This window comes from Spartinivicinus marinus (assembly GCF_026309355.1).
Classification (GTDB): domain Bacteria; phylum Pseudomonadota; class Gammaproteobacteria; order Pseudomonadales; family Zooshikellaceae; genus Spartinivicinus; species Spartinivicinus marinus.
The window spans coordinates 4,558,414-4,581,072 of the sequence record NZ_JAPJZK010000001.1 but is presented as its reverse complement, the minus strand read 5'-3'; the positions used below and the strand labels follow the sequence as shown (position 1 = coordinate 4,581,072).

23 protein-coding genes and 1 riboswitch are annotated in these 22,659 nt (G+C 38.7%); of the genes, 12 read left to right on the top strand and 11 right to left on the bottom strand.

What is annotated here, in order from left to right; all coding sequences use genetic code 11:
* Positions 1 to 449: 449 nt before the first annotated feature.
* The gene (locus tag OQE68_RS20520; RefSeq protein WP_180569177.1) at positions 450 to 1,847 is read left to right on the top strand and encodes an alkaline phosphatase family protein; all 1,398 of its coding nucleotides are present in this window, start codon (positions 450 to 452) and stop codon (positions 1,845 to 1,847) included.
* Here the strand turns inward: OQE68_RS20520 and OQE68_RS20515 are convergent.
* Positions 1,836 to 2,729, bottom strand: a complete 894-nt coding sequence (locus tag OQE68_RS20515) for an IS982 family transposase (protein WP_266195400.1) — start codon at positions 2,727 to 2,729, stop codon at positions 1,836 to 1,838. The two genes, OQE68_RS20520 and OQE68_RS20515, sit on opposite strands and share 12 nt — an antisense overlap.
* A 50-nt stretch (positions 2,730 to 2,779) precedes the next feature.
* On the opposite strand from OQE68_RS20515, the gene OQE68_RS20510 reads away from it, so the two are divergent.
* A complete protein-coding gene (locus OQE68_RS20510) occupies positions 2,780 to 3,208 on the top strand; it encodes a hypothetical protein (protein ID WP_180569268.1) in 429 nt (142 codons plus the stop codon).
* A 52-nt stretch (positions 3,209 to 3,260) separates the two neighbouring features.
* Here the strand turns inward: OQE68_RS20510 and thiH are convergent, their stop codons facing one another.
* Genes thiH through thiC form a run of 4 tightly spaced genes read right to left on the bottom strand, consistent with a single transcriptional unit; the run spans position 3,261 to position 7,290 of the window.
* Positions 3,261 to 4,379 (bottom strand): 2-iminoacetate synthase ThiH, encoded by a 1,119-nt coding sequence (thiH, locus tag OQE68_RS20505; protein WP_180569267.1) that lies wholly within the window; start codon positions 4,377 to 4,379, stop codon positions 3,261 to 3,263.
* Complete coding sequence (locus tag OQE68_RS20500; RefSeq protein WP_180569266.1) at positions 4,376 to 5,146, bottom strand: thiazole synthase; 771 nt, start codon at positions 5,144 to 5,146, stop codon at positions 4,376 to 4,378. Before OQE68_RS20500 ends, thiH begins: the two co-directional genes overlap by 4 nt.
* Positions 5,147 to 5,149: 3 nt before the next feature.
* A complete protein-coding gene (gene thiS, locus OQE68_RS20495) occupies positions 5,150 to 5,356 on the bottom strand; it encodes a sulfur carrier protein ThiS (RefSeq protein WP_180569265.1) in 207 nt (68 codons plus the stop codon).
* A 2-nt stretch (positions 5,357 to 5,358) separates the two neighbouring features.
* Complete coding sequence (thiC, locus tag OQE68_RS20490) at positions 5,359 to 7,290, bottom strand: phosphomethylpyrimidine synthase ThiC (protein ID WP_180569264.1); 1,932 nt, start codon at positions 7,288 to 7,290, stop codon at positions 5,359 to 5,361.
* 141 nt (positions 7,291 to 7,431) lie between these two features.
* A riboswitch (TPP riboswitch) is annotated at positions 7,432 to 7,554 on the bottom strand.
* A gap of 168 nt (positions 7,555 to 7,722) precedes the next feature.
* On the opposite strand from thiC, the gene OQE68_RS20485 reads away from it, so the two are divergent.
* The 8 genes from OQE68_RS20485 (at position 7,723) to OQE68_RS20450 (ending at position 14,386) form a co-directional block, all read left to right on the top strand.
* The gene (locus OQE68_RS20485) at positions 7,723 to 8,415 is read left to right on the top strand and encodes a hypothetical protein (RefSeq protein ID WP_180569263.1); all 693 of its coding nucleotides are present in this window, start codon (positions 7,723 to 7,725) and stop codon (positions 8,413 to 8,415) included.
* A 3-nt stretch (positions 8,416 to 8,418) separates the two neighbouring features.
* Positions 8,419 to 9,414: a DUF2515 family protein gene (locus OQE68_RS20480; protein ID WP_180569262.1), complete on the top strand. Its 996-nt coding sequence runs from the start codon at positions 8,419 to 8,421 to the stop codon at positions 9,412 to 9,414.
* Positions 9,415 to 9,496: 82 nt separating this feature from the next.
* Positions 9,497 to 10,297, top strand: a complete 801-nt coding sequence (locus OQE68_RS20475) for a hypothetical protein (RefSeq protein ID WP_180569261.1) — start codon at positions 9,497 to 9,499, stop codon at positions 10,295 to 10,297.
* A gap of 51 nt (positions 10,298 to 10,348) precedes the next feature.
* A complete protein-coding gene (locus tag OQE68_RS20470) occupies positions 10,349 to 10,651 on the top strand; it encodes a hypothetical protein (RefSeq protein WP_180569260.1) in 303 nt (100 codons plus the stop codon).
* Between the two features lie 263 nt (positions 10,652 to 10,914).
* Positions 10,915 to 11,250, top strand: a complete 336-nt coding sequence (locus OQE68_RS20465; RefSeq protein WP_180569259.1) for a hypothetical protein — start codon at positions 10,915 to 10,917, stop codon at positions 11,248 to 11,250.
* A gap of 135 nt (positions 11,251 to 11,385) precedes the next feature.
* Entirely contained in the window at positions 11,386 to 11,886 is a 501-nt protein-coding gene (locus OQE68_RS20460; RefSeq protein WP_180569258.1) for a hypothetical protein, read from the top strand.
* A 595-nt stretch (positions 11,887 to 12,481) separates the two neighbouring features.
* Positions 12,482 to 12,796, top strand: a complete 315-nt coding sequence (locus OQE68_RS20455; protein ID WP_180569257.1) for a contact-dependent growth inhibition system immunity protein — start codon at positions 12,482 to 12,484, stop codon at positions 12,794 to 12,796.
* A 342-nt stretch (positions 12,797 to 13,138) separates the two neighbouring features.
* Positions 13,139 to 14,386 (top strand): MFS transporter, encoded by a 1,248-nt coding sequence (locus tag OQE68_RS20450; RefSeq protein ID WP_180569256.1) that lies wholly within the window; start codon positions 13,139 to 13,141, stop codon positions 14,384 to 14,386.
* Between the two features lie 18 nt (positions 14,387 to 14,404).
* On the opposite strand, the gene OQE68_RS20445 is transcribed toward OQE68_RS20450, so the two are convergent.
* From OQE68_RS20445 to OQE68_RS20425, 5 genes are all read right to left on the bottom strand, one after another.
* Positions 14,405 to 14,908 (bottom strand): hypothetical protein, encoded by a 504-nt coding sequence (locus tag OQE68_RS20445; RefSeq protein WP_180569255.1) that lies wholly within the window; start codon positions 14,906 to 14,908, stop codon positions 14,405 to 14,407.
* A gap of 70 nt (positions 14,909 to 14,978) precedes the next feature.
* On the bottom strand, positions 14,979 to 15,854 hold the full coding sequence (locus OQE68_RS20440; protein WP_266195785.1) for a hypothetical protein: 876 nt from the start codon (positions 15,852 to 15,854) through the stop codon (positions 14,979 to 14,981).
* Between the two features lie 808 nt (positions 15,855 to 16,662).
* Complete coding sequence (locus tag OQE68_RS20435) at positions 16,663 to 17,232, bottom strand: hypothetical protein (protein WP_180569253.1); 570 nt, start codon at positions 17,230 to 17,232, stop codon at positions 16,663 to 16,665.
* Between the two features lie 52 nt (positions 17,233 to 17,284).
* Positions 17,285 to 17,512 (bottom strand): hypothetical protein, encoded by a 228-nt coding sequence (locus tag OQE68_RS20430; protein WP_180569252.1) that lies wholly within the window; start codon positions 17,510 to 17,512, stop codon positions 17,285 to 17,287.
* A 119-nt stretch (positions 17,513 to 17,631) separates the two neighbouring features.
* Positions 17,632 to 18,435, bottom strand: coding sequence for a substrate-binding periplasmic protein (locus OQE68_RS20425; RefSeq protein WP_180569251.1), 804 nt, complete (start codon positions 18,433 to 18,435; stop codon positions 17,632 to 17,634).
* Between the two features lie 422 nt (positions 18,436 to 18,857).
* Here OQE68_RS20425 and OQE68_RS20420 point away from each other — a divergent pair, with 422 nt between their 5' ends.
* Entirely contained in the window at positions 18,858 to 19,649 is a 792-nt protein-coding gene (locus OQE68_RS20420) for a substrate-binding periplasmic protein (RefSeq protein WP_180569250.1), read from the top strand.
* 23 nt (positions 19,650 to 19,672) lie between these two features.
* A complete protein-coding gene (locus tag OQE68_RS20415; protein WP_180569249.1) occupies positions 19,673 to 20,455 on the top strand; it encodes a substrate-binding periplasmic protein in 783 nt (260 codons plus the stop codon).
* 68 nt (positions 20,456 to 20,523) lie between these two features.
* On the opposite strand, the gene OQE68_RS20410 is transcribed toward OQE68_RS20415, so the two are convergent.
* A complete protein-coding gene (locus OQE68_RS20410; protein WP_180569248.1) occupies positions 20,524 to 22,653 on the bottom strand; it encodes a GldG family protein in 2,130 nt (709 codons plus the stop codon).
* Positions 22,654 to 22,659 lie beyond the last annotated feature (6 nt).

The window sequence follows — 22,659 nt, the reverse complement described above, 5'->3', positions numbered from 1 at the left end:
ATTTATACTATTTATATTTTTATTAGTCAATACTTACATATTGGCTAAATTTTTATAGTGACAACAATGACATCTCGGCTACTTACCTGTATTCGCGATGGCTATTTGCGCATTTACACAAATAAATGGTTCATTATCAGAGCTTTGATTTTCTAACGCCTCCTTGCTATAAATATTAACTGATAATTACACTTTTTTTACGATTTTATTTTCCAGATCATATTTTTTAAAATTTCTTCAAACCAACCGCAACTTAGGCACTCTAAAGTTAGTTGGTTATTGCATTAAGTTCAAACTACTGCTAATAAGCTTCAACATTGCTTGGAGCATATTTAGTATTCCCTATAAAGGCTAGATTAGTCACTATTCTGACAGAATAGGTGAAATACCCCTTCGTCTACTAAGTAACTATTTAGGATTTTTAAAAAGCATAAGAAAGGAGATAACATATGGACCGCTATCCACTAGATTGTTTTGACCATGTTGTGGTTTTAATGCTAGAAAACAGGTCATTTGATAATTTATTGGGTTTGTTGTATCAAGAAGGCGTACCTCGGGATAAGCAGTTTTCTGGCTTACAAGACATTCATTTTTCAAATCCTATTCCATCAAGAGCAGCTAATGGCTGTTATCAGTCTGTTGACTTTTATACCGAAATAAATGACTCCGTTGCCTACCACCAACCATTTCCTGACCCAGGTGAAGTATATCAACATGTTAATACCCAATTGTACAATCATATTAATGAAGAGAATATTGGTGTAACAGAAGAGGTAATGCAACCGCCTTTCAACTTACCTTCTAGCCATTCAACTCCGTCAATGAAAGGGTTTGTTAATGATTATATCAATACCCTACAAGTACAGTGTGAGTATCAACCATTACCTACCTATAATGACTATAAAGTTATTATGCAGTGTTTTACGCCTAAACAAGTTAATGTATTGGCAACACTTGCTAAAGAATTTTCAGTTTTTGATCACTGGCATAGCTCTGTGCCTAGCCAAACTTGGTGTAATAGAGCTTTTTGGCATGCTGCTAGCTCTGGCGGGCTGGTACTAAATCCAACAGTCATATCAGCTAAAAACCAACATCAAGATACAATACCAGCAACTACCAACCACCCTCAAACAACAACTAATACAACAACCTCCACCATCACAACGGCTTATTCTACAACGACCACTACAACAACTGTCACCTCCACTCAGTTCTCGAATACAATATCAAAAACTAAACACTATACCTCTTTTGAAGAATGGAGCAGACAGGTATGGACAAAACCCACTTTGTTTGACCGGTTAGATGATAACAAAATTTCTTGGCGTGTTTATGCCCACCAACTACCATTAAGCGAAAGTGGCAATACCAAGTTTACTTTTAGCTTAACTTATTTCATCCATGGTTTTTACTGTAAAAAAGCTAAAAAATTAAACCCTATTGAAAAATTTTATCAAGATTTAGGTAATGGGTGTTTGCCTCAATACTCTTTTCTAGAACCCAACTATTTTGGGCAACATAATGACCAACATCCATCAGCAGCTAAAGTACCTCATAGTTTTGGATCAGATGAAAGAACCCATTTAGGTACGGTACTGTTAGGGGAAGAACTTATTTGGCAAGTTTACACAGCAGTTAAAAACAGTGCTTACAAAGATAAAGTATTGCTCGTAATTACTCATGATGAACATGGAGGTTGCTTTGATCATGTCCCACCACCCAACACGGTAGCGCCTGATGAATGTGACGGACAGTTAGGTTTTGATTTTAAGCGACTGGGGGTTCGAGTACCTATGGTGATGATTTCATCCTATATTCACGCAATGCTCGACTTTTCAGCCTATTAATTTAGATAACTGTAGTGGAGCATTGCCTTGGTTCCTATTAAATAATACACATAAGCTGTGCGATAACAGCTTGCGGGTCATTCGATTAGTCAAACTCCACAGGGTTCTGCCTTTGGTCCGCTGAATATTAAACCTTTCTACTAGCTGACCAATGGTTGTCTCAACTCGTCGTCGTAACCGATTAAGCTGGCTCCTCCAGGACTTGGGTAAAGGATCAATCATGTTATCTCTAACCGGGGTTTCTAGCTGAAGCGATTTTAACTCTAACAATTCAGCTTTAAATTCAGCCCCCAAATAACCTTTATCCCCTAACAACATGCCTGACGGCATACCTTCTGTTAACTCCCATACAGCTTCCCTTTCGCCATCACTTGCTGGGGTTAATGTAAATCCTGCTATGGCTCCATGAAAGTCAATAATGAGGTGCCCTTCAAAGCCATAATAGGTTTCCCCCTTGGATGCACAATAGCCATACTCAGCCTCTTCTTTAAAGCGGCGGCAATTTCTTGCACGTTTAAAGTGGCTAACAGGCAAAGGAAAACCATCGACAACATGTATAGGATCATTAATAGTACCCAGCTCAGCTGTTACTTGCTTTTGTAATTGTTGTTTTATCGCCCATAAATTAGCAGCTTGTTTAGCAAACTGGCTTCTTGAGCCTATGCCTGGAAAATACGCTTTCCAATGCTCTTTGAAGTATTTCCAGATAGCGGTATCAGCATCAAGGCCTTGAAATTCACCAATTAACTCCATGGTAATGACTTCTGCATCCGACAGTGAGGGCTTAATTCCTCGCTGACGTAATCGCCGTTGTTTTAATAAATCAGTTAAAACATCATCGACCCAACAATAAGTAGTTATGATAAACTCTTCCAGTGACATTCCCTTTCCTTGATATCCCTGTTTTCGCAAACTTAGGATGGGGTTAGGGTTTGTCATTTCAAGTTATTAAAAGTCGAGCATCGCGTTATATTCATAAAAATACTATTATCAATAATCAGTTTGACCATACCTCTTTTATCAAAACAATGTGTAATAAGTGGAACCTGGAGGGACTTACCAATAGGGATAAACATGCAAACTCATTTGAACAAGTTTTCAGTTCAACAAAAAGAAAAGACGCTTGGCCAGATATTCCAGAGCCAATACCAAACTATGAGCCTAAGTTAGAGATAAAAAATTATTTCCACTCACCTTTGAATAGTCTGCAAAAAAGCATGCTTCACTTTATCATAGGTTACGCAAAACAACGTGGTGTTAGTGTCGACCAATATGGCAATATCAATATTCAAACCTTAGGAGAGGCTATCCCCTTATTAAAAGAGATAAGTACACTATTTTTTTCCAAAAGTAGCGACTAACTATTTATATGACCAAAGCGAAGTTTATAGAGTCCTTTGTATGCAAAGGGCTCTATAAACCACTCAAACTTCTATCCCAATCTTTCCAAACCACTTCAAAACCCTTTTGCTTAATAATTTCAGCCATGACGGCTGGGCTTCTTTCATCAGATATTTCAAACTGTTCCAATGCCTGCTGACTTTCTTCTGCGTAACCGCCAGGCTGGGTGCTGGAACCTGCACTTAAACTGGTTATCCCTAAAGGTAATACATTATTTCGAAAATGGGCTGATTCTCGAGTTGAGAGTGATAATTCGACATCGGGGTTAAATAGCCGATAAGCACAAATTAATTGGACTAATTGGCGATCGGTCATGATTGACTTGGGTTGAAATTCGCCAGCACAAGGACGCAGCCGAGGGAATGAAATCGAATATTTAGTTTGCCAATAAGTGCGTTGTAAATAGTCTAAATGAACAGCCACATGATAACAGTCAGTACGCCAATCCTCTAAACCAATTAAGGCACCAATGCCTATTTTATGAATACCTGCTGCCCCTAACCGATCGGTGGTATGGATACGATAATGAAAATCTTGCTTTTTTCCTTTTAAATGGTGTTTTGCATAGGTGATAGGGTTATAGGTTTCCTGGTAAACCAAGACCGCATCCACCCCCAACTCGATCAGCTCTTCATATTCATGTTGCTCTAATGGCTGCACTTCCATAGAAATATGGGAAAATGCTTGCTTTAACTGGGGCAGCACTTGGCGAAAATAAGCCATACCCACCCGGTGTTCAGACTCCCCCGTCACGATGAGTACATGATCAAACCCCATGCGCTTAATGGCAACAATTTCAGCATTCAGCTGTTCACTATTTAATGTGGTACGACGGATTTTATTATGAATGGAAAAACCACAATAGCTGCATATATTTGCACACAAATTAGATAAATACAGCGGTATATACATTTGCATTGTATTGCCAAACCGCTGGCGGGTTAACTGCATACTCCGTTGTGCTAGTTGTTCCAAAAACGGTTCAGCCGCTGGCGAAATAAGCGCTTGAAAATCATCAAGTGATAATCGCTGGCGGGATAGTGCCCGTTCGACATCAACCGTGGTTTTACTCATGATAGCGAGTCGGCTGTCATCCCAGTTTATTTGTTGCAACCGTTCGTTAAAACTCATACGGCATCCTCTAAAAATGCCGTTAATGGGCTTGAAGCAACGGCTTGTGATTGCTGGCTAGCCAACCCTGATTCAAACGCCATTCGCCCTGCTTCCACTGCTAAAGCAAAAGCACGACTCATGACGACTGGATCAGCAGCCACAGCCATCGCCGTATTCACTAATACGGCATCTGCTCCCATTTCCATAGCCGCAGCTGCATGACTGGGTGCGCCTAAACCGGCATCCACAATAACCGGCACTTTTGACTGCTCAATAATAATCTCCAGGAATTCCTGGGTTTTTAACCCTTTATTAGAGCCTATCGGCGATCCCAATGGCATCACCGCAGCCGTGCCCACTTCTTCCAAGCGTTTACATAATACTGGGTCAGCATGAATATACGGCAACACCACAAAACCTTCTTTTGCTAGTATTTCGGTTGCTTTTAAGGTTTCAATTGGGTCTGGCAATAAATAACGCGGGTCTGGGTGAATCTCCAATTTTACCCAGTTGGTTTCCAACGCTTCCCTTGCTAATTTCGCAGCAAATACCGCTTCTTTTGCTGTGCGTGCTCCTGATGTATTAGGTAATAAATTCATACCATTCGCCATTAATGGCTGTAAAATATCATCAGTTTGGTTATCTAAATCCACCCGTTTTAAAGCCATGGTCACTAATTCAGAACCTGAAGCCTGTAATGCCGCGACCATGGTGGTTTTATCATTAAATTTGCCAGTCCCGGTAAATAACCGAGACCGAAATGTTTTATCTGCAATGGTTAACATGATTTATCCACCAGCGATTGCTTTAAATAACATCACTTGATCATTTGCCTTCAACTGATGTTGCTGCCACTGACTACGGCTAACAATGTTGTCATTAATTGCCACGGCAACCCCTTTGGCTGGCTGGTCAAGGAATATTAATAACTCTACAACCGTACAAGGGCCGTCTAACTGATGAGGGTTATCATTAACGGTAATGCTTAACCCCATGATTACTCTTTCCCAACCGGTAACTGGTAAATTTCAGCACCACTGGCTTTAAACTCAGCCGACTTCTGTCGCATACCTGCTTCTGCATCCAGGGTGATGGTTTCATCTACCAATTGAATGTTAATGCCTTTGCGCTCTTGTTCTGCTGCATAATCACGGACATCCTGAGAGATTTTCATCGAACAGAATTTGGGGCCGCACATCGAGCAAAAATGGGCTACTTTGCCAGATTCTTGCGGTAACGTTTCATCATGAAAGGCTTTTGCGGTATCAGGATCTAGCGCTAAATTAAACTGATCTTCCCAACGGAACTCAAAACGGGCTTTCGACATGGCATTATCACGGATTTGTGCCCCTGGATGGCCTTTGGCTAAATCCGCTGCATGGGCGGCAATTTTATAGGTCACCATACCCGTTTTGACGTCTTCTTTATTAGGCAGCCCCAAATGCTCTTTTGGGGTGACATAACACAACATCGCACAGCCATACCAACCAATTAATGCGGCGCCTACGCCAGAAGTAATATGATCATAGCCTGGTGCAATATCCGTCACTAACGGGCCTAATGTATAAAAAGGCGCTTCATGGCAGTGTTCCAGTTGCAAATCCATATTTTCTTTAATCATGTGCATAGGAATATGCCCTGGCCCTTCAATAATTACTTGCACATCATGCTGCCAGGCTACTTTGGTTAATTCACCTAAGGTTTTTAATTCGGCAAACTGAGCTTCATCATTGGCATCTGCCACCGAGCCTGGACGCAACCCGTCGCCTAACGATAGGGATACATCATATGCCTTACATATTTCACAGATTTCTTCAAAATGGGTATAGGCAAAGTTTTCTTGATGGTGAGATAAACACCACTTCGCCATGATCGAGCCACCACGAGAAACAATGCCTGTTACCCGTTTAGCCGTCATTGGTACATAACGCAGCAAAACACCAGCATGAATAGTAAAATAATCCACCCCCTGCTCTGCTTGTTCAATTAACGTATCGCGAAAAACCTCCCAAGTAAGATCCTCTGCAACCCCTTTTACTTTTTCCAACGCTTGATAAATAGGCACTGTACCAATAGGCACGGGGGAGTTTCGTAAAATCCACTCTCGGGTTTCGTGAATATTACGGCCCGTGGATAAATCCATTACGGTATCTGCACCCCATCGGGTTGCCCAAACCAGTTTTTCCACTTCTTCTTCAATGGATGAAGTAACCGCCGAATTACCAATATTAGCATTGACCTTCACTAAGAAGTTGCGGCCAATAATCATTGGTTCCGCTTCTGGGTGGTTAATATTGGCAGGTATAATGGCGCGCCCTTCAGCCACTTCTTTACGAACAAATTCAGGGGTAATGTTTTCTGGCAGGTTTGCACCAAAGTGTTGACCAGGGTGTTGTTGTTTCAACATTTCACTTCGCACCCGCTCTCGCCCCATATTTTCTCGAATAGCAATATATTCCATTTCTGGGGTAATCATGCCCTGACGGGCATAATGCATTTGAGTGACATTAGCACCAGGCTTGGCTCGAAGTGGTTTAGGTAAATGTTCAAAACGTAAATGGTCCAGCCCTTCATCGGCTAAACGCTGCTGGGCATAACGGGAGGTAACACTGTTCAGCTCATCCGTATCATTGCGCGCCGCTATCCAGTTTTTTCGTAAAGCCGGCAATCCTTTGTGTACATCAATTGTTACTGCCGGGTCTGTATAAGGGCCAGAAGTGTCGTACACTGGCACAGGCTGGTTTGGTTCATACTGTGGATTCGTTTTAGTGCCCCCCACTAAGGTATCAGTCAGATTAATCTGACGCATGGCTACCTGAATATCGTCTTGGCTACCCGCAATGTAGATTTTTTCCGAGTTAGGAAATGGCTGGCTGCTCAGGTTTTCAATAAAATCCTGGGCTTTTTGCTGGTTTTCTCTTCTAGACATAAGCACTCACACCCTGTTTTCTTAAGGTGACCCTAGTGGTCTGATAAAGTTTGTGATTGCTTGTCGTGAGTAGACAGATGGAGAGTAACGAAAGGGGCTGCTTGAATGCGTCACCAAACAGAAACTGTTGTAATACGACACTTCAAGGTTACTCTTGTTTCCCTTCGCTGGTACTAACCAGATCAGGTTCCACGGATCCCGCAACTGCAGTCTCAGCCAGAAAGATGAAAACATCCACCTCTACTGGCACTCCGACAAGATGGGGTAAAGTATAGGCAATTTGCAGATCAATGATCAAGGGGCAATAGAAAGCACCGCTTATAACCAGTCGAGTTATATTAGATGAGACCTACGAGCGGTGTTAACAAAACCTAAAGGTGATTAGTGAAAGGGATATACTATGCTATTAACAAGAGTTAAGTTGTAACGCTTGTGAGTTGTATGTTTATTCGCGTTAAAATCAGAGACACCGTATATGAAATTCATGAGGGTACTTTTGCTTCAAGCCCTGAGCTTACCCCCAAAATGTTTCTCAACCGTGCAGAAATCAAATCTTTTTACCGAAGCTGCCTGGATCAAGACAACGGCATAGAAAATCAGCTTGAATACTTATTAAAAACCCATAGTCACCTGGAACAAGCCTTTATTGAAGCCGTTGATCAGTGGCAAATAACCGTCAGTGCACGTAATGAAATGCCATTGTACCCCTTCGTGCAACCCGCTAAATCCGTTATTCCACCAGTCAGTCATTTACAACCCATTAGTGGTCAAGATAAAAAGGAGCAGCCAGCACCAGAACAACCCACGTCTAAATCACTCAAAGATGCAGCCCAAAAAGTCATTGCACCAGGGTTAGCGGCAGGGGCTGTGGTTGGTGCCAGTCAATTACAAAATAGGAATTACACCCTCACTTACGCTTATATAACCGAAACAGGTCAGCCACTCAAAAACATTCCCTACAAGACAACTGTGGCAGGAACACCTGTCGTTAATCAGCATATTGCAGATGGGCACACCAACACCAATGGAAAAACATCAACAGTATCAACCACTGCTGGAGAGGAGGTTGATCTCTACACCGCCTGGCCAAAAGTTAATATTGATAAAAGTTTTCTCAAATGGTGATTTATGTCGCTGAATGAACCCATAAAAGCCGTTAATGATACTCCTGATAAAACCGTAGATGTCGTTTGTAACTGTGATTTTTTATGGTCACTTGCTCAACTGTTTTGCATTTTACGTTTATCTGATAAGGCAGGTAAAAATGAATATGACCTTATTAACTTATATACCGCCAGAGCAAAACGTATCGCCGCTACCTATGCCCGCTTTTACTTAGAAACAGAAGAAGGTGGCGACCCAGCTAAGTTGGGCCGCTATTATTGGATGGCACTTGGCGCTTTTGCCAGTAAAACTGTATTTTGTTTCTTGGATACCATTCAAGTAAAGGGAGCCTATGCCATTTTTATCAAAAGTATTGGTAATAGCCTAGGCAAAGGAAATCTCTGGCTATTTATGGATATAGCGGCTTCACACTGGCTTTATAATAACTACCCAGAACATTTTCACAAAGGCATGCAGTGCGAAAGAAAACGCAATGCCAATCAATTGGAGCAGGCAGTCAAAGCCATGACCTATGATTTACCCTGGGCTGAAGAAGCCATTGATAAAATTAATAACTTTCAACCTTCCAGCGATATTGTTAAAGGGTTTAAGCTAATTAAGTCAATAGAAAAAATTAAAAATAAAAATAAAGTTCCTAACCTTCAACTGGGTAGCCTGTTAGCTATTGCTGAACATGAACAAGGTACCGTATTACAACCCCTTATTTATAACAACCCTGATTTCAGCAAATGGGCCCGGCGAGAGCGAGACTGGTTCCGCTGGGCAGCACCAACATATCAGCTCGTTTTTGCTCATACCTGTGAAACTGATGCCCCAGAACTAAAATCTGTTGCTCCAAATGACTTAATTGTTGAAGATTTTGATAGCCGTATGCATTGGATTGGAAATGCAGCGAAAAAATTTCATAAATTGATGCTACAACAAAATACACATATGATACAAGAACTCCAGACTATAGCTAACTGGGTTAACGAGCCGGATGCAGATATAGTTTATTAAAATGCGACTAATAGTTTTAATTATATTTTGTTTAGTTCTAATCGCTTGCAACAAAACCAATCAAGATAATAAAGGATCGGAAATGCCCAATTCTTCAATAACACTAAAAGTCAGCGAGCATTCACAACACTTTATAAAGCGATTACATCTAGATAAAAAAAACATTGATAAGCAGCCTGCAGGATTAAACTTCTATGAAAAGCATTTTAAAAGTGGACAGCGCCCAACAATACAAATTGAGCATGATCAGTACAGCTTTGATATCCCATTTGCTTTAAGCTTTTTGGGAACAGAAAATGTTGATTATCTTGAAAGAGGAATCTCCTCATTTGATATTAATAGTGGTTTTGCTAACTATTTTGAACCCATTCATCATGATAAGGCCAAAACCTTATTTATGAACAGAGTCCAGAAGCTGTTAGCATTAGGGTGGCAGCAATATATTCACTATGGTGACCCAAGACTAAAAGGCAAAGACTCTTATCGATTTATCGCCGAAGGTGAAGAAGTCATCTATGGGCCTGACCCCTCATATATCCCTACCTTAGAAGAATGGATGACATTAGACACTGACCACACCTGGACATTATATGTTGACGGGTTATTTTTAAATATTGGCTTTAGACGTGATAGAAAACGAATGGATCCTGATAAACCGGGCGCCTATTTAATAAACTATGAAGTATACGGCAAAGAAGAACATGCTGAAAATCAGTTTATGGGTGAGGATAGAAAAAAATGGCGTGAACTTTGGGTTGAAGACATGAAGCAGTCAAAGCGGCTACGTTATGAAATAGAAGCCGAACTGAAAACCAAAGGCTATACGATTGATACCAGTTATAAAGACCCCATTATTCACCCTGAAGACCCAGTGGAGCCTTGATGTTTTTTCGATCTAAAGCAATATTCAGGCTAGGCAGCTCAACTGATCCAGATGCTTGATTTAACGAAACACATTGATCTACTTGCTTTTACTATTATTACCGCTGGTTATTTTTGCCCTCTCATTTCAGACAACTTCTCTGCTTATGGTGTGCATCACTACAGAACCTTTTATGAAATGGCAGGTGTTTTTTTTATCATAGCATTTATCACAGCTATAGCCATCCTAATGGCTAAACGGAGATGGAAAAAAACTGGCACGTCAATAATACTATTACAATTTGCTTTTTTGCTAGCTTGGTTTTTTACACTATCAGTGTATATATTAGCAGTACCAAATCCGGTGATTTCATAAACTTCATTAACCAAGGTAACTTTGCATTTCTTGGCTTTGGCTGGTATCCAATATTCTTAGGCTTTATTTTGCTATTTATATCAATATACCATCATAGCAAAAGTCCTCATCCCAGATAATCAAGAGCAGTAAAACAGTGCAACTCATTACTCTACTTATCATATGTTTAGCTTTAACTGCTTGCGATGGACCTAGTCAATACATACTGGATTTTGCCAAACGGCAAAATGTTACATTTCAAATAAATTTGATAGATTAAAGACATGAAAGAATATTCATCCTACTTAACATTCGATAACTTAAGTGAATCACAACTTTCTGAGATATCCTCTTTAACTGATGAATATAATTTTGAGGTTGACTTTGACCATAAGTTCTTAGAGTTTAACTATTCTGGCCGAGACACATCACTTAACGTTATTAAATATTTCTATAAACTAGCCACAATCGTTCAAAATGCAAGTGGCGAATTAGTAAGTGAGATAGTCAACGATGATGGAGATAACGAGTTTGAGTTCTATAAGATCAAAAATGGTAAGTTGTTTTTTCAGTCAGGAAAAATTATTAGAGGTGAAGAGGAATTAATTGAAATAGATTAACCTTTATATGGTTTCGCTGCTTTATTAGAATAATAAACTAGGTTATACTAAAATTATTTCTAATAAATTAGCAGGAAAATTAAAGTGCCAACCAGTGGTGTATACCTGTCACGAATCATTAATTATAGAGTACTTATGTCAGCAAAAGAATTAACATTTTTTCTACCGAAAGGCTTAAACAAGGATCAGGTTATACAACCTCTTGTTGAAGGCCTTGCATTAAAAATGATAAATATTCCAAATGATATAGAAGTAAATTATGAGTTATTGGCTCGTAGAGGTGAAGGAAAATCCATTCTAGAAATGGAGTACACAGATAATGCTAGAGGGATAATTGAAGAACTTAGTGAATGGGAAAACCCGAGCGATGGGTATAAAGACCTATTATTAAACTGTCACTCATGTATAACTCTTTATTACAGGGATGCAGATGATGCACGGAATTTTATTAAGTCAATTGCTGCAGTGTTGAGTGAAATGGCAGCTACTTGTATTATCGAAAATGGAGAAGGTTGTTTGCTTACTCTTTCAGAGACTGCAAGGTGCTTGAGCAAAGATGAGACTTGGTCATGGGAAAGAAGGGAATTCCCTGAATTGCCTAACGTTGCCATTTCAGAGTGGGCGGAGATGAAGTAATTAAATTCTTGATCTAATCGATGCAATTACAAAAAATCGGATTAGGGGGCTGAAAGTGCAACCGATGTAGGCCAAACTAGCGCATCACGAAGTATGGAAGTAGTATTTAATAATACAACAGCAGTTAATGATGTTGCTTCAGACAAGAATTCGATCCGCGCTTCTAGAGAACAAGCTTTGATAGATGTTCGAAAAAATGCTGAAATCCAAGCTTAAGAAATGATGCGAGATATCAGAATAATTAAAGAAAGAGGAGGCTATTAACATGGCTGAGAAAATACCCAAGGCTATGCTTGAAAAGCACCCTCAACTTGAATAAATATTTGCAGCTATCGAAGAGTATCGGGTTTCAGGAGATTCAACTGTTTTATGCCCAAAATGTAATGGCAATGTGCAAGTCATCGAAGATAGGGATGTAGGTATACTAGAAACAATATGTGGTTGTGATTACTGCAAATACAGAATGAGCTGGAATCCCAGATAATATTTTACACCTCAAGTAAAAATACTTGAGGTGGGTTTCAGACAAACAGTAATTACAACAAACCCTTTGATTTACAGAAGGTTATAGAAAACAAACAGGGTTTCCAACGTTATGATAAATGCTACTGATTTCCCTTATGTTAGGTCGTTTTTATCTGCATACTTTCATCAAGATTGGTTGGATGAATATACATCACTAGATGAAGCAATAGAGGAGTATTGCTCTTGTGGTAATATAGAAGATAGAAAACTAGCACTTAGTGAGCTAAAAAGCTTAACTAGGCTGGCAGAAGCTGGTGAGTTTAATGAAGCAGATTTATTGTCTTTCAGTTGCTACTTCCAACCTTCAGTTAACAACATCACATTAAGTGACTGGCTTGAATATGTAAGTACATTTATAGCTAACAAACTACAAATAATCAGATAATATATAACTAACTTGTAGGAACTCAAATATAATTTCACCCCCATATGCCAAGACCACGGTGTCTTATCTAGTGGCCCATGCGCGATATAAGGTAACAACTTTACGCATGGACCACTGACAGCTTGTGCACATTCCACAACTCCTGTAGACTCACAAAACGCAATTAAGAACCATTATCATTTATTAGCTGCTACATATTTTTTGGATAATTTATGAACAGGGTTTATTAACACTTCAACTGTTAGCTATTCATACAGCCTATACAACTGAACAGGCATATAACCCACTAATTGAATCATGTGTTCATATAATCAAAACGAATGCTCCATTATGGAATAATGTATGTCTTCTTCCACTAACAACAATCGCTTAAGAAATATTACTTTATTACTAACCTGTACCATGACTGTAATGTCTGGCGCAACCATTGCGCCTGCACTGCCAGACATGCAAATGCATTTTCAACACATGGAAAATGCCGAGTTTTTAGTCAAACTGGTGCTAACCATTCCGGCTATTTTTATTGCTATTTTTGCACCTTTAGTGGGATGGCTATTAGATCATTGGAAGAAAAAACCAGTCATTATCTTATCTGTTGCTTTGTACGGGTTAGCAGGCACATCTAGCTACATCTTCACCGACTCACTATATGCAATATTAGCAGGGCGTGCTTTATTAGGTATTGCCGTTGCAGGCATCATGACTAGCTGCACAACCCTAGCCAGCGACTATTTTGCAGCAACACAGCTGAATAAGTTTATGGGTTTACAAGCTGCATTCGGTGGTTATGGAGGTGTGTTATTTTTATTGCTAGGGGGGTTTTTAGCCGATGTCAATTGGACTACGCCTTTTTTAATCTATTTAACTGCATTTTGTATATTACCCGCCATTATCATTTATTTGTATGAGCCCAATACCACAGGAAACACAAATCCATCAAACTCTTCATCCCTACCTTCTCAAGATAACACCACTTCTGTAGCAAAAGGGTTTATTATATTGTGTTTCTTTCTCGCTGTGGCTGAAGTACTTGTGTTATACATGGTTCCTACCCATTTTCCATTTTACCTTGCAGCAATTGAGCCTGTATCAAACACACAAACCGGTATCGCCATTGCAACCATGTTACTCACGATGTCAACCGTTTCAATGGGCTATCAAAAAGTCAAACGCTATCTCTCGTTTGCACAGCTACATGGACTGGGGTTACTATTATTTGGCGGAGGTTTTCTACTATTAAGTATCATGGAAAGCTATGCAGGCGCTTACTATGGATTAATTTTAAGTGGTATTGGCCTAGGACTAATACGTCCTAATTTAATGGTTTGGCTAATGTCATCAATACCACCTCACTCTAAAGGAAAAATCATCGGCGGCATTAGTAGCTGCTTTTTTATCGGCCAATTTTTATCACCACTACTCACCGAGCCATTGGTTAAAGCCGTGGATTTTGCCCAAACCTTTCAAATCATAGGTCTAGTTATCATCACATTAGCCCTACTATTTGTGAGCTATTGTGGAATACAGTATGTCGCTTATTTGAGGTCAAACGATAGCAAACTAGACAACAGTCGTCTTGCAGAAAAGTAAAAGGAACACGCCCCATTTTTAGTGGGGCAATTTATCAAACTCCTCAAATGATAACCTACCATTATACCCCACTTCAAACCAACCAATAGGTGATTTAAAGGAATAACATTCGTCATAATCTATGCCAGTATTAGTACAATATATATTGATTGAAACTAAGTTTTCAAAGCACAACTTAAGATCAAAAGCCGGAGGCTCGCAAATAATATTGGTAATTTTATTACCTATTACTTGACTAAAAACTTCCTGATAAGGACCATCTAACTCATTTGAATGGTAGCTTCCGCACAGTACATAATTATCATGGTCTATACGCCAAGGACAGTGAAGCATGAAGCCATACTCTGATTCATACCTTCTAACAAGATCAGATAAAAAGGTGTTCTTTAGTGGGTTATTCCTTAAGTACTTTTCCCCAATATTTAAGCTAATTATAGATCCAGTTCCTGCACCACCGACTATTCCCCAACATTCTTTTCCTTTTAATTTTGACAGCTCATCCAGAAAGGTTTTTTCTAACATCAGTAATACCGAAATTTATTAAGTAGAGTTTCATTATAGCAATGAGTGTCAAGAGAGCTACATAGATACCCTACTCCTTTTTATCTGTATCTTTTCTAAGAATCTCCTCTGCTAGCGCTACCAGCTCCTCTTTATTAGCAGTTGATGACTTCAACTCATATACAGATTTACCTGAAGAAAAGTACAAACTGTAGTATGCCAAGCCATCTTCCGATTGATTCTTTAGATAAGAGGCTGGGTACTCTTTGTTCAGGTAAACATTATCATAACCCTCTGTGATAAAAGCTGTCCCCCCCTGCCCCAGGTTACCTTGATCCACACTGATTAAATGATCTGCTTTTTTATAAACTTGAATCAATGAGTTCCAAGCCGCTTGAGTATAAACATCTTCATGGGGTGAAATAACACCAATGTAGTCATATCCAAGTGCTTCTATTTCATTGCTAACATCTACATATTGAAAACTTAGCCGCTCCGCAGGTACTTCATCAGTAGCAATATAGCTTTCTGCATCATAAAACAGTTCAGCACTTCGACTACTCACGTTAGCAAAACCATTCAGTGCTATCTCTTCAATATCTTGCTTTACACTACGCTTTTCTTCAGCTGGCAACTCTTCTAACAGTATTACGTCTTTGCCTGTAAATTGAGTAAACTTTTCAATTGCAGATGACTGATACCCAAGCTCTGACACAAAGTCTGCCATTGGATCTTGCACTATTTTCGCACCCTCAGGAAGGATTATTGTAGGTTTGTCAACAACGAGGTTGTTTGGTTTAACTTGTACAGCAGCCTGAGAATCATTCTCTTTACTCTGCTTCGCCACAATTTCAACTGCAGTATTTTCTAAAGCTATAGGCTGGTTCAGTGGTTTTTCATCAACAAATACCAGCTGAATAACAGCAAAAATCACTAATACGATGGGGATAAATAGCAGCTTATTCATATTCATTTATTTTATTCATACTTTTTACTCAACAACTGCAGTGGATACAGCCAATCGGCTGCATCCATCAACTTTATACCTATAATAAAGAGTATATAGTCAAAGCGAGTGGTTTTTAGGGGCGGCCGTCGAGTGATGAGTTCCAGTAGCACTTTTATGTAAATTAAGATAGCTACCGCAAGTCTTGCTATATCAGACTTGCCCCTATGAGTTTATGTTTTTATAAATGATTAGGGTGAAGGCTGTTAAATGCTCCTGCTGAAACTGCATTCCCACCATCCATGGTGGTCAGCGACGACAACAAACCCTAAAAATTACTCGCGAAGAGTATACTACCAGTTTGAAACACCCCAGGTAAGTAGATTACAGTTAGTAACCACATTACTGCTGCGTATTTCCATTTATGCAAACCTTGAACGCCTTTCACCCCATTATAGGAGTTATAATTTCCAGGATCAGCTACAAAACCAGCATAGGCACGCCAGGTCTTTTTTAAACTACCTGATGTATAAGTTAACCACTCATTATTAGGCAATTTATGATAAGATATTGCACTGGTTACTTCACTACCAAACCAGGTCACTGTAATCGATTCTTTGGCAAAAGCACCTGAACAATCACGGGATACATAACCTGGTTTGTTAACAGCCGCTAAAGTGAACGTGCTAGCAGAAAGTAAAGCAGAACATTTCCTAAATCTACTAGAAACATACTACTCAGCTTTATACTTTAGTATGATTTCCCTAACACTTATTGATAGTTAAAACTCTAATACTTCAGTCTTATATTCAGCTTAACAAATAATTATTTAATTATAAAAAGGGTATACAACCAAATTATCTACCAATAAAGAACGGCAGTTATTAAAATGAGAGTCGGGTAGCATTAAAGGAGCTCCATCACCTTTATCTTTGCCACTTATTTGACTTTGAATACATTTCCCTCGAATTGATATTTTTTGCCAAGTTTGTGGATGATTATAGTTTGGCAAATCCAATTCTAAAATTTGATCTTTCAATGGTATGCTAGAGGCATATATCCACTTTTCTTTTCCATATTTATTAAGGAAAGGAGCTGGACATCCACCAGTCACTCCATATTTATCTGCATGAATTTGTGCAGCTGAATTGTCAAGATACATTAGCCTAATCAATGTTCCTCCATACTCAACAGGGTTTTCAATATATTGTAAAAATATTCCTACCCCCTCCATGCTTAAATAGCTATCAGCGAGTTGGTAACGAAAATTAAAATCGCTATTTTCTATTACATACTCATTATTAGAATCAATTTTAATATCGAACTCGTCAGAGCTTCTCGATATAAAAAAAAATACTGCCAGTATAACGACTAATAACACTACAATTGATAATTTCATGGTACACCACTCCCAGCATTGCAATAATTAGTATATGAGTATTTATATTTTGTTATGACCAACCTGCTGCTAAACCATAAACAATCAAACTGAAGCCTATAACAAGCTGAAAGCTAATGATACTCCAAAACATGATGGGATGTTTATCGCGGGTGATATCAAAATAATCCAACGGATTAATATAATCAAAAAGCATAGAAGGATCAGTAGTATCGCTTCTAATTTCCCATATAGTCAAAACTATCAACAAAATTCCTAAAAAAACCAGCAGATCACTCATTCTTACTTAGCATCTCATAAGACATCATTACAAAAATAGGACATTTAACAATCACAGTCAAACAGGCATTTAGTATATCCATTGCGAATATTTTTTATAAATGCCTTCCTGGATTTCAATTAATTCATGTCACCTCCATTCATGATATTATGGTACCCTCCCATTTCTTTTAATTTATTCAAACCACTATTAAACATTTTCATTAATTTTGAATTTCTGTCAATTACTCTAGACAAAATCAAGTGATGAGTTCTTTTATTTATAGGTTTTTGATGAAAAGTAATTCTTCTCTTAAGTTTTGCAAAATGCTTAGACAACAACCATATCCCAACATGCTTTTCAAGAGCAATCACATCCACTCTTCTCGCGAGTAACTTATTGATATTTTGAATATCTGTTTTAACACGGAATACTTTGATTGTTTTTGACTCCTCTGCTTTTTTAAACTCTTCTCCATAGTAGTACCCAATGGTTGCTCCAATATTAATACCTATTAAGTCTTCCATTTTTTTCCAGGATAATTCAAATGACTTAAGATGAAAGAAAACTTCAGATGTATATAATACAGGGTCACTATAATAAAAGCTTTTCTCACGCTCTTTTGACCATGACCAAACTACAGAGCCATCAACTTCTCCATCTTTGGCTAAAGTATAACCTCTCTTCCATGGATAAAACTCATACTTCACTTCAATACTCTCAATCGCGAATGCTTCTTTTACTATATAAGAAGCAATACCGTAGTGCTTAATATTTTCACCCATAAATGGTGGCCACTCGCCATTCGATAAAGTAACTGTTTCTTCAGCATGGCTTTTTACTGAAATTAAAAATACAAAAATTAGACCAATGAGTCTTATATAGTTTTCACCATTAAATTTCAGTGTCAGCACAATATGTAATACTGCATCATAACTACTCATTTATACTCTTCCTGAATGATTTTTAGATTAGCTACCATTGCTAAAGCACCAAGAATGATGTGAATGTAGTTTATCTAAACTCCTGGAGCTTCATCGCTCAGTGAGCTCGCCCTTGTGCCCTAGGGGTATAAATAATCCTTCACTATGAATATATACCACTTTATTTTTTAAACCTAAAAATGATTAATGATCGATTATTATACTGGATAAAGTAATGATGATTATTCACTTGTTTACTATACCTTAGTATAGATCAATTTATTATATGTCAGTAGTTAATTTAGAGCATTTATTACTTTAGTAATGCTTCAATAAGAACAAAGGGTAGAGTTTGTACATTTGACTAGCAATCAATGCTCTATAGAACTAACCTGAGTTATTAGAGCATTAATAGGTCATTCGTTTTTATAGTGGAAGTAACAATGAAAATTTTATTCGTTAAATTAACCACGCTTACTGCACTTTTAACACTATCGGCATTATTACTATCGGCATTATTAATGCCAACCCATGTACTCAGCGCAGAAAAAATAACCATTGCCACAACAGAGTATGAGCCTTTTACAAGCTCAAAAGCCAAGCATAATGGCTTTGTTAACCGTGTTATCAAAGCTGCATTTGAAGTCAATGGTTTCAACGTTGAGTTTAAATACCGCCCTTGGAAACGGGCTTTAATTGAAGGACATGATAAATTTGATGGTGTATCTTTTTCATTTGCCAATAAAGAACGCGAGCAGGAATACTTATTTAGTGACACCTTGTCTGAGCACAGAGAAGTGTTATTTCATTTGAAGAAAACAACTATACCCAATTGGAATAGTCTGAGTGATTTAAAGGACTTAAAATTTGGTTTGACTAGAGGCTATACTTATACCCAAGCACTCTGGGACTTAGTTGAAAATAAAACATTAAAAGCAAGCATTATAGCGACTGATATCAACAATTTTAAAAAGTTGGCAGCCGGCAAAGTTGATATTTTTCCAATGGATGAGATTACAGGATGGCGCCTTATATCAACAGAGTTACCGGTTGCAAAAGAAACCTTAGCCATACACTCTAAGGCCTTGAGATCAACTACTGGCCATTTAATTATTTCTAAAAAAAGAAAAAATGCTGAAGATTTGCTTATGAAATTTAATGAAGGATTAAAAAAGCTGAAAGAAACCAAAACATATGACCAATATTTAGATGACTTGTTTAAAGGGATTTACTAAAGTTAGATAATAATTAGTGATACATGCCTAAAATAAGTGAACATCTTGCTCTGCTCATACTAGCTTTTCATTTACCTTTTGTATGCATTGCAGAGCAAAGTTCGACCCAACAACCTAATCAAAAAACCGTCACGTTATCATCAGGTGAATGGCCTCCCTATACATCTATAGATATAAAAGGGGAAGGGGTTTTCACTCAAGTAGCAGTCAAATCGTTTGAAATCATGGGCTATAGTGTGAAAATTAAGTACTACCCATGGAAGAGAAGCTATTTTTTAGCTGCAAACGGTCAGCTTGATGGATCCCTAGCCTGGGCCCCTACCCCAGAAAGAAAAAAAGACTTTTTATTTAGTGACCCCGTTATTTTCGCAACAAAAGTTTTTTTTCACCTTAAATCATTTAAATTTAACTGGTCTACTTTAGAAGATATAAAATATTTACGCACTATTGCTACCAAACAATATACTTATGGAGAGGATTTTGATCAAGCAGCAAAAGAAGAGTTAATTAATGTCATCTACTCGAATAGTGACGAACAGAAGTTAAACATGTTATTAGCTGGTAGGGCTGATTTAATCCCATTAGAAAAATTGGTAGGCATATATTTATTAAAATATAAAATAGGCGAACCCAAAGCAGCTAGAGTCACTTTTCACCAAAAGCCTTTACAAAATACTCCTATCTGCGTGGTCATTTCCAAGAAAATTGATCCCCAAAGAGCACGTGTATTACTCCATAATTTTAATTCTGGGCTTGCAAAATTAAGAGCAAATGGTAGTTACGATAAAATAATGAGGGATTTATAATCCACCCAAGTAAACCATTCACAAAAAACCCGGCAGAGCCGGGTTTTTTTATGTACTAGCAGCAATCATCAAGCCATTGCATATTGTCGTTTATTAACAACCGTTCGTGAGATAACTAATAATATTGTTAACAATAAAGGTAATAGAAAAATATTAAGTAACTTAATATTTTCACCTAAAGCTTCAATATCTTGCCCCAGCTTATGCTGAACATCACGTAATTCCTTGCGAATGGCCAGTTTATCTTTCTGGAACTGTTCAATTTCTTTCTGCTGCTCTGGGCTTAGGGATAATTTATCATCCCCTTGTTTTTGCTGTTGTAACTCAGCTAGTTTTGATTCTGTTTCATTTAGCTTTTGCAACAGCTCTTGCTCTTTAACACGGAACTTATCTTCTGCTTTCCTTTCAATTTCATCAACAACAGTAAAAGGTCGTGAAAACTGACCACGGCTACGAATACTGATTAGGTCAGCATTACCCACCATATTGTCAACAGCATTGATAAAAAATGCTCCATTATTAGCAAAAGGCTGCGCTATTCGTTGTCCGAAAAATGTCCTCACACTCACCCAAAGCATGTCTGCCAGCATGTCCGTATCTGCTACAACAACAACATTTATATCCTGCTTTGACTCACTCACAGGAGCAAGCAACGGCTTTTTCGGTTCTTCTTGTTCAGACGCTTCAGCAGTCACTGAACTTGCAGCAGCATTCTCTACTGTTGTTGTATTTTCTTCATCTATCACCTCAGCAGCTTCAGTACTTTCTGGTTTAACCTGTTCAGAACCTACCGGTGGTGGTGTTTGCTCAACAGTATCTTCTTCACCTGTTTCTTCCATGACTGCTTCAGTATCTGCTGACTCACTATTATCTAGTGGACTTTCAGTAGTGGCTGCTGGTGCTGATTTTTCATCGGCTGGTTCAGCTTTTTTCTCTGGGCGACCATCAGGAAAAGCAGTTTTAGCAGGCCCTTGAATACGAGCAGCCAATGCGTAACGTTCACCAGTAGGCTTAAAGTCGTCGTATAATTTTTTAGGGTCTGACATCATGGCAAGTTTACTGGCATCCATTAGCATGGCTTCAGTACTTGACTGTATCAGCGGCATCATTTTGGTGGAAGCGCCCTCAATGGCTTTAATAGCTCCCGCTGTTGCCATATTAATTTGCTCCAGCTCTACCATGACGACTTCTTCTGTATTAAATGCCTGTTGCTTCAGACCTAAAATACCTAAATGACGAACAGGACGCTTACCTGAACCCTGACTAATGGATAAAGCATAACCACTATCAGCTACCACTTTTTTTGAGTCCATTGTGACACCCCAAGCCTTAAATAATTTTTCAAGGTTAGAGCTTTTTGGCCCCATTGCCATCATCATGCCACCGCCCGTATCCTGGCCAGCTAATGGATCAACAAAAATTAACGTATTGCCTCCCCGCAGCACGTACTGATCAATAGCGAACTGCATATCATCACTTAATTCTTTAGGATGAATCACCACTAGCAAATCAAAATCATCACTGATCTCAACGGTATCATCTTCCAACCGCTCAACTTCAAATAATTGATCGAGTTGGCTCACCGCCATCCATGGGTCAGTGGGTTGACGAGTAGCCATATTGTAACCACCATCAACCTGTAACCCAGCAACAAGTGCTACTTTAGGCTTTTTCGTTTGGCTGGCAGCAAAAATAACTTTGCTAATGTCATATTCTAAAAAGTTTTCTCTATCTGGCTGAAAAAAAGTAATGCTTTCTTCAGCACTTTCTTTAGCCTGACCTTTAGCTACTAACCCAAAATATAATTCAGTTCCTCCTAAATTCACCGGAACCGCTTGCAAGCCAGCCTCAGATGCCTGATCTTCCTCTTCTGAAAACGGCTCTGGGTCAATCACATTCAATGTTAGTTTACCATTGGCCAACTCTTCATACTCTTCCAGTAATTCTCTTACTCGCTTAGCATAAGTGCGCCAAAAAGGTAAATCCTCACTGGCTTTATTGGTAAAATAAAATGTCAGAGTCACTGGCTCTTGCAGATTAGTCAGCATATTACGGGTACCATCCGATAAGGTATATAAATTATCTTCGGTTAAATCTACCCGTAAGTTTTTAAATAAACTGTTTACCAGCATTACCCCGATTAAAACAACGGCAGCCAACACAATGAGGCCAGCACTAGAGAATAATCGCTTAGTCATTTGCCA